5 protein-coding genes and 1 other annotated feature are annotated in these 5774 nt (G+C 52.9%); of the genes, 2 read left to right on the top strand and 3 right to left on the bottom strand.

Features of this window, described 5'->3' with window-relative positions:
- Positions 1-303: 303 nt before the first annotated feature.
- Positions 304-819 carry a GNAT family N-acetyltransferase gene (locus RTK32_RS17675; RefSeq protein ID WP_125287474.1) on the bottom strand — a complete coding sequence of 172 codons (516 nt, stop codon included), beginning with the start codon at positions 817-819 and terminating at the stop codon, positions 304-306.
- Positions 820-1277: 458 nt separating this feature from the next.
- On the opposite strand from RTK32_RS17675, the gene RTK32_RS17670 reads away from it, so the two are divergent.
- Positions 1278-2357 (top strand): 3-deoxy-7-phosphoheptulonate synthase, encoded by a 1080-nt coding sequence (locus RTK32_RS17670; protein ID WP_312046265.1) that lies wholly within the window; start codon positions 1278-1280, stop codon positions 2355-2357.
- A 2-nt stretch (positions 2358-2359) separates the two neighbouring features.
- Positions 2360-3481, top strand: coding sequence for a bifunctional chorismate mutase/prephenate dehydrogenase (gene tyrA, locus RTK32_RS17665; RefSeq protein WP_312046263.1), 1122 nt, complete (start codon positions 2360-2362; stop codon positions 3479-3481).
- A 644-nt stretch (positions 3482-4125) separates the two neighbouring features.
- Here the strand turns inward: tyrA and pheA are convergent.
- Both pheA and pheL read right to left on the bottom strand, forming a co-directional pair.
- Positions 4126-5286, bottom strand: coding sequence for a bifunctional chorismate mutase/prephenate dehydratase (pheA, locus tag RTK32_RS17660; RefSeq protein WP_312046261.1), 1161 nt, complete (start codon positions 5284-5286; stop codon positions 4126-4128).
- Between the two features lie 23 nt (positions 5287-5309).
- Positions 5310-5434, bottom strand: a sequence feature (Phe leader region).
- Positions 5386-5433: a pheA operon leader peptide PheL gene (gene pheL / locus RTK32_RS17655; protein WP_199746341.1), complete on the bottom strand. Its 48-nt coding sequence runs from the start codon at positions 5431-5433 to the stop codon at positions 5386-5388. Its footprint overlaps the feature before it by 48 nt.
- Positions 5435-5774: the final 340 nt, after the last annotated feature.

The following is a 5774-nucleotide window of genomic DNA, read 5'->3' as shown; positions in this document are numbered from 1 at the left end:
CAGCAACCTTACTGATTTTCTTAACGGTGAGCACCGCAGTCTGAACGTTTCTGCACGCCGGATCATAAGTAAAAACCGACAGAAAATATTCCTTTCAGCAACCTTACTGATTTTCTTAACGGTGAGCACCGCAGTCTGAACGTTTCTGCATGCCGGACCATAAGTAAAAATCGACAGAAAATATTCCCTTCAGCAACCTTACGATTTTCTTAATAGCGAGCCTTGCGGTCAGAATGCCTGTACGCTTCAGGCCACACTTAAAACCCGATAAAAATATCAGGTGGCGGCTAAGGTTGCATGAAGTTAGCGCGGGCGGTGAAAGTGATAAATGGCCGTCTCCGCCGGGCCGCTATCCAGCACGATCAACCCGTGCTTAATGTCGATCAGGGATGCGCCGCACTTTTCTGCCACGCGACGGCTGGCGACATTTTCCGCCACCGCCAGGATTTCCACCGTCTCGGTTTTTCCGTCCTGCCACGCCAGATCGAGAAGATAATGCACCGCCTGGCTGGCTACTCCCTGTCGTTGTTCACTGCTACGTACCCAATACCCCATTGAACACAGATTTTTTTGCGTGGTGGAATAACGTAGCCCCGCGCCGCCCAGCAAGCGGCCATCTTCGGCAAACAGGCCCAGCTCGTTGGCTTCACCGGTTTCACGCAGCGTATGGGTGGCGGTAAACCAGCGGCGAGCTTCTTCCAGGGTAAACCCTTCATGGGCCCAAAGTAGCCAGGGGCGCAACGTATCCAGCGAGCTATTGACGGCCTGGGCAAACGCTACGGCATCGTCATGGTGGTAAGGACGGTAAACGACCTGCATAGGACTTCTCCTTTAGAGTTATTAATATTTTATAACGCATTATTGAGGTGAATATAAGTCAGGAAAAGCCCAGGTTTGGAAAGGGATGGCAGGCTGTCATAGTTCCCCCTCGTTTGTTTTTTAGCGTTAACTATTTCGACCGCTGCAGAACAACGCATAAAGGCCCACTTAGCAAATCCACCGAGGTAGTGATGAGGTGTCAGTCAGGGCGGGTAAAGAAAATTAGCGGTATACATATATCATTAATGTAAATCTAAGTTTACATGTGCTGATGCGAAATGTTGATGCTGATTATAATTTAATTTATTGATTTTTATATAAATAAAATAAAATTTCCCTTTCGTTTAATTGCTGTGGTAATAAAAGTGTACATAGGTGCATTGAGTTATGTATCGCTTCTGATACAGTATCTGCACCTTGATGACAGGCTGACGGGACCACTAAGAGAGCTGACGACCATGCAAAAAGATGCGCTGAACAACGTTCATATCGCGGACGAACAGATTTTAATTACGCCGCAGGAACTGAAAAACAAGTTCCCGTTGACCGACGCGCAGCAGGCGCAAATTGCCGCTTCGCGTCAGACGATTTCAGACATTATCAGCGGAAAAGATCACCGTCTGCTGGTGGTGTGCGGCCCCTGTTCCATCCATGATACCGAAGCAGCGCTGGAGTATGCGCGGCATCTGAAAGCGCTCTCTGACGATCTTAACGATCAGCTCTATATCGTGATGCGCGTCTACTTTGAAAAGCCTCGCACCACCGTGGGCTGGAAAGGTCTAATCAACGATCCGCACATGGATAACTCTTTTGATATGGAAGCTGGCCTGCATATCGCCCGGCAGTTGCTGGTAGAACTGGTTGCAATGGGGTTACCGCTGGCTACGGAAGCATTAGATCCTAACAGTCCGCAATACCTGGGCGATCTGTTTAGCTGGTCGGCTATCGGCGCTCGCACTACCGAATCGCAAACTCATCGTGAAATGGCTTCCGGCCTCTCCATGCCCGTTGGATTTAAAAATGGCACGGACGGCAGCCTCAGCACGGCAATCAATGCTATGCGCGCGGCGGCTATGCCACACCGCTTTGTAGGGATTAACCAGAGCGGGCAGGTTTGCCTGTTGCAGACGCAGGGTAATCCGGATGGCCACGTCATTTTACGCGGCGGCAAACAGCCAAACTATGGGCCGGAAGATGTCGCGCAGTGCGAAAAAGAGATGCTTCAGGCGGGACTCCGTCCGGCACTGATGATAGATTGCAGCCACGGTAATTCTAACAAAGACTTCCGTCGCCAGTCCGGCGTAGCCGAATCCGCCGTCTCCCAAATCAGGGACGGCAACCGTTCCGTAATCGGCCTGATGCTGGAAAGCCATCTGCACGAAGGCAGCCAGTCGTCCGAACAGCCTAAAAGCGCCATGCGCTATGGCGTTTCCGTAACCGATGCCTGTATCAACTGGGAAACGACCGACACGCTGTTGCGGAACATCCATCAGGAACTGGATGGCATACTGGCGGCGCGTATGTTGCAAGAGGGTTAATTATGGTGGCTGAACTGACCGCGCTGCGCGATCAAATTGATGAAGTGGATAAAGCGCTACTCGATCTGTTGGCGAAAAGGTTAAGCCTGGTGGCAGAAGTGGGGGAGGTGAAAAGCCGTTATGGTCTGCCGATTTACGTACCGGAGCGTGAGGCCTCCATGCTGGCTTCACGACGTAAAGAGGCGGAGGCGCTTGGTGTACCGCCCGATCTGATTGAAGATGTGCTACGCCGCGTCATGCGTGAATCCTACACCAGCGAAAACGATAAGGGCTTTAAAACCCTGCATCCGCAGCTTCGCCCGGTCGTCATCGTTGGCGGCAAGGGCAAAATGGGGCGGCTGTTTGAAAAGATGCTGACCCTTTCTGGTTACCAGGTAAAAACGCTGGATAAAGAGGAGTGGGCACAGGCGGAAAGCCTGCTGGCAGATGCCGGAATGGTCATCATCAGCGTGCCGATCCACCTGACGGAAAAAGTAATTGCCGACCTGCCACCGCTGCCGGAAGACTGTATCCTGGTGGATCTTGCCTCGGTGAAAAACGGCCCGCTTCAGGCGATGCTGGCCGCGCACAGCGGCCCGGTGCTGGGGCTGCACCCGATGTTTGGCCCGGACAGCGGCAGCCTGGCAAAACAGGTGGTGGTCTGGTGTGATGGTCGACAGCCGGAAGCCTATCAATGGCTCCTCGAACAGATTCAGGTCTGGGGCGCGCGTCTGCATCGCATCAGCGCGGTAGAGCATGACCAGAATATGGCCTTTATTCAGGCGCTACGTCACTTTGCCACTTTTGCTTATGGCCTGCACCTGGCGGAAGAGAACGTTAATCTTGAGCAGCTTTTGGCGCTCTCATCGCCTATTTACCGTCTTGAACTGGCGATGGTGGGCAGACTCTTTGCTCAGGATCCCCAACTCTATGCGGATATCATCATGTCTTCAGAAAATAACCTGGCGCTGATTAAACGTTACTATCAGCGTTTTGGTGAGGCAATTCAGCTGCTGGAGCGGGGTGATAAGCAGGCGTTTGTCGACAGCTTCCGCCGTGTGGAGCACTGGTTTGGCGATTACGCTCAGAGCTTCATGCTGGAAAGCCGTTCACTGCTACGTCAGGCTAACGACAGCCGACGATAACGGGCCTCTTTTGCGTGCTAACGGCAGGCCAACCGCTGGCCTGTACGTTTGCTTCTTCCTGAGCGGCAGAAAGCCGCCCCTCGCTAAAATTTCCTGCGCTTGCGTGCTTAGTAAGAAATCCGCCAGCGGCCGCCCGTTCTCATCATACACGGCGAAAGCGTAAGCATTTCAAAAGGCGGCGGGATAGCAACAGTGACAATCATTTCCTGCGGTGCATAGTAACGCCCCCCTGTTGATGCAGCGCGACCAGCTTTTCCACATCCACATGCGTTAAATGCCCCTGTGCCGGCCGATGCGTCACCACCGGCACCAGCCGCGTATAGCCATCGCCAGGCTACTCTTCCAGTTACCAGGAAGCTCCACGAGGGTAGGGGGAGCATTCAGCTGAACTAAAATATCCGTAAAACTACAACGCGACTGGGAAGGGTGACCTCGTGGCCAGGCTGATCGGTAACCTGACGATTGGCAGAAGCAGAAAAGGCTGACCGAAAGCAGCACCGTAAAGCGTAAAAAGGTGCGCATAAATTTCCCTGAAAAACGTTACAGAAAGAATGATGTAGCGGCAGGGCAGGTAAATGATCCAGTAGGGGTGACCGGTCTGGCAATGAGGGTAAAGCCGCTCCGGAAAGCGGCCTTGGCGATAGTCAGGAAGGTTCGACCGGTAGGACGTTCTCGCTTGGGTAACAGCCCAATACTTTTAGCGAGCGGGTTATGGGTGCTAACTCGCGCAGGGCCTGCTGCACCTCTTCTGAACGCAAGTTGCCCTGGAAATCGATATAAAACATCTCTTCCCATGGGTTGCCGTTAATAGGGCGTGACTCCAGTTTACTCATCACTAAATTATGCTGTCGCAGAACCAGCAACGCCTCTACCAGCGCGCCAGCCTGTTGCCCTGTCGCCATAATCAAGGTGGTTTTGGCCGGCACCTGCAGCGTAACCTCAATGGGCTTGCGCGCCAGGATAACAAAGCGGGTGATGTTTTGTTGCTGGTTAGCCAGGTTGCGCTCCAGCACCTGCAGGCCATACAGCTCGCCGCCCGCCTGGCTGCCCAGCGCGGCAACCTTCGGTGATTTCAACGCCGCGACCTGCTCCATTGCGGCAGCGGTGCTCTCGGTATATTCAATTTTCCAGTGCGGATAGCGGTGGATAAATTCGCTGCACTGTTGGAAAGGCTGAGGGTGGCTGTAGACGGTTTCTATCTGCTGTAAATCGGTGCTGCCGGTGACCAGCACGCAGTGGTCAATGGGGAGCGTCATCTCGCCAACCAGCGAAAGGCTGGTCTGCTGCAGCAGATCGTAAACCTCATTGATCGAGCCGGAACTGGTATTTTCGATCGGCAATACGGCGTAATCAGCCTGGCCGGTTTCCACCTGTTGAAATATGTCGCGGAAGTTCAGACAGCCGCACTCAATAAAAGTGTCAAAGTGGCGAGCGGCATAGTTACGTGAAGCAAGGTGTGAGTAAGAACCTTTTGGACCGAGAAAGGCGATACGTGCTGACTGGGCGCTGATTTGGTTCAGGTGCTTTTGCAGCAGCGCCTGCTGCGTGAGGACAGAATCTTCGATAATCAGCTGAAAAAGGCGGGTGATATAATGTGCATCAAGCTGATGGGCTTTGCCCAACGTGACCAAATGTTCCAGCAGATCGCGCTCGCGGTCGATGTCACGTACGGGACGGTGCGTGGCCATTTTTGCCTTTGCAACCTCAACCGCAAGCGCCCGGCGGTTAGCCAGTAAGCTCAACAGTTGTTCATCCAGCGCGCTGATTTTTTCGCGCAGGCCCAGCAGGGGATTTTCGGGGTTCATAGGGCTACCTGTCAGATATTCATAAAAAAAAAGCCTCCCGTTTGGGAGGCCTTGTTGTTCGTCTTCGTATTCTTTCTGCTACGACGAATCGCCTCCCGGTCAGCGGAAGGTAAAAAAGAAGGCGAAGAAAAACGGTAACTGTTTCATCTGAGTATCCACGATTGTCAGAAGGGTAAAGTAACCGCAGCGATTTAATCCTGTCAATAAAAAACGCGTCCGGATACGGGGACAGCAAAATACCTCAGGCAATAACGAGGGCTATGTTGCGCACGGCATCAGGTTTGGCTGATCTTCTGGTCACGGCAGATTTTGCCTGGAAGCGGGCTGAAGGGGGCAAAGCGCCTTTCGATAAGCTTTCTTTTGAAAGACATCAGTAGATAAAGGGAACAGAGACAAGCTGAAAGGGTAAACCCGGGAGCAGTGTGGCTTTCTGCGTAAACAAAAACGCGCCCGGGGGCGCGTTAGCCTCTTTTTAACTCTCTTCCTGA

Origin of the sequence: Erwinia sp. (assembly GCF_031978025.1) — a bacterium.
GTDB lineage: Bacteria > Pseudomonadota > Gammaproteobacteria > Enterobacterales > Enterobacteriaceae > Erwinia.
This window is presented reverse-complemented; position numbering and strand designations above follow the sequence as displayed.

What these genes read in the sequence shown, in the direction of transcription:
- RTK32_RS17675 (WP_125287474.1), bottom strand. Translation starts at nt 819, where the DNA reads ATGCAGGTCGTTTACCGTCCTTACCACCATGACGATGCCGTAGCGTTT.
- RTK32_RS17670 (WP_312046265.1), top strand. Translation starts at nt 1,278, where the DNA reads ATGCAAAAAGATGCGCTGAACAACGTTCATATCGCGGACGAACAGATT.
- tyrA (WP_312046263.1), top strand. Translation starts at nt 2,360, where the DNA reads ATGGTGGCTGAACTGACCGCGCTGCGCGATCAAATTGATGAAGTGGAT.
- pheA (WP_312046261.1), bottom strand. Translation starts at nt 5,286, where the DNA reads ATGAACCCCGAAAATCCCCTGCTGGGCCTGCGCGAAAAAATCAGCGCG.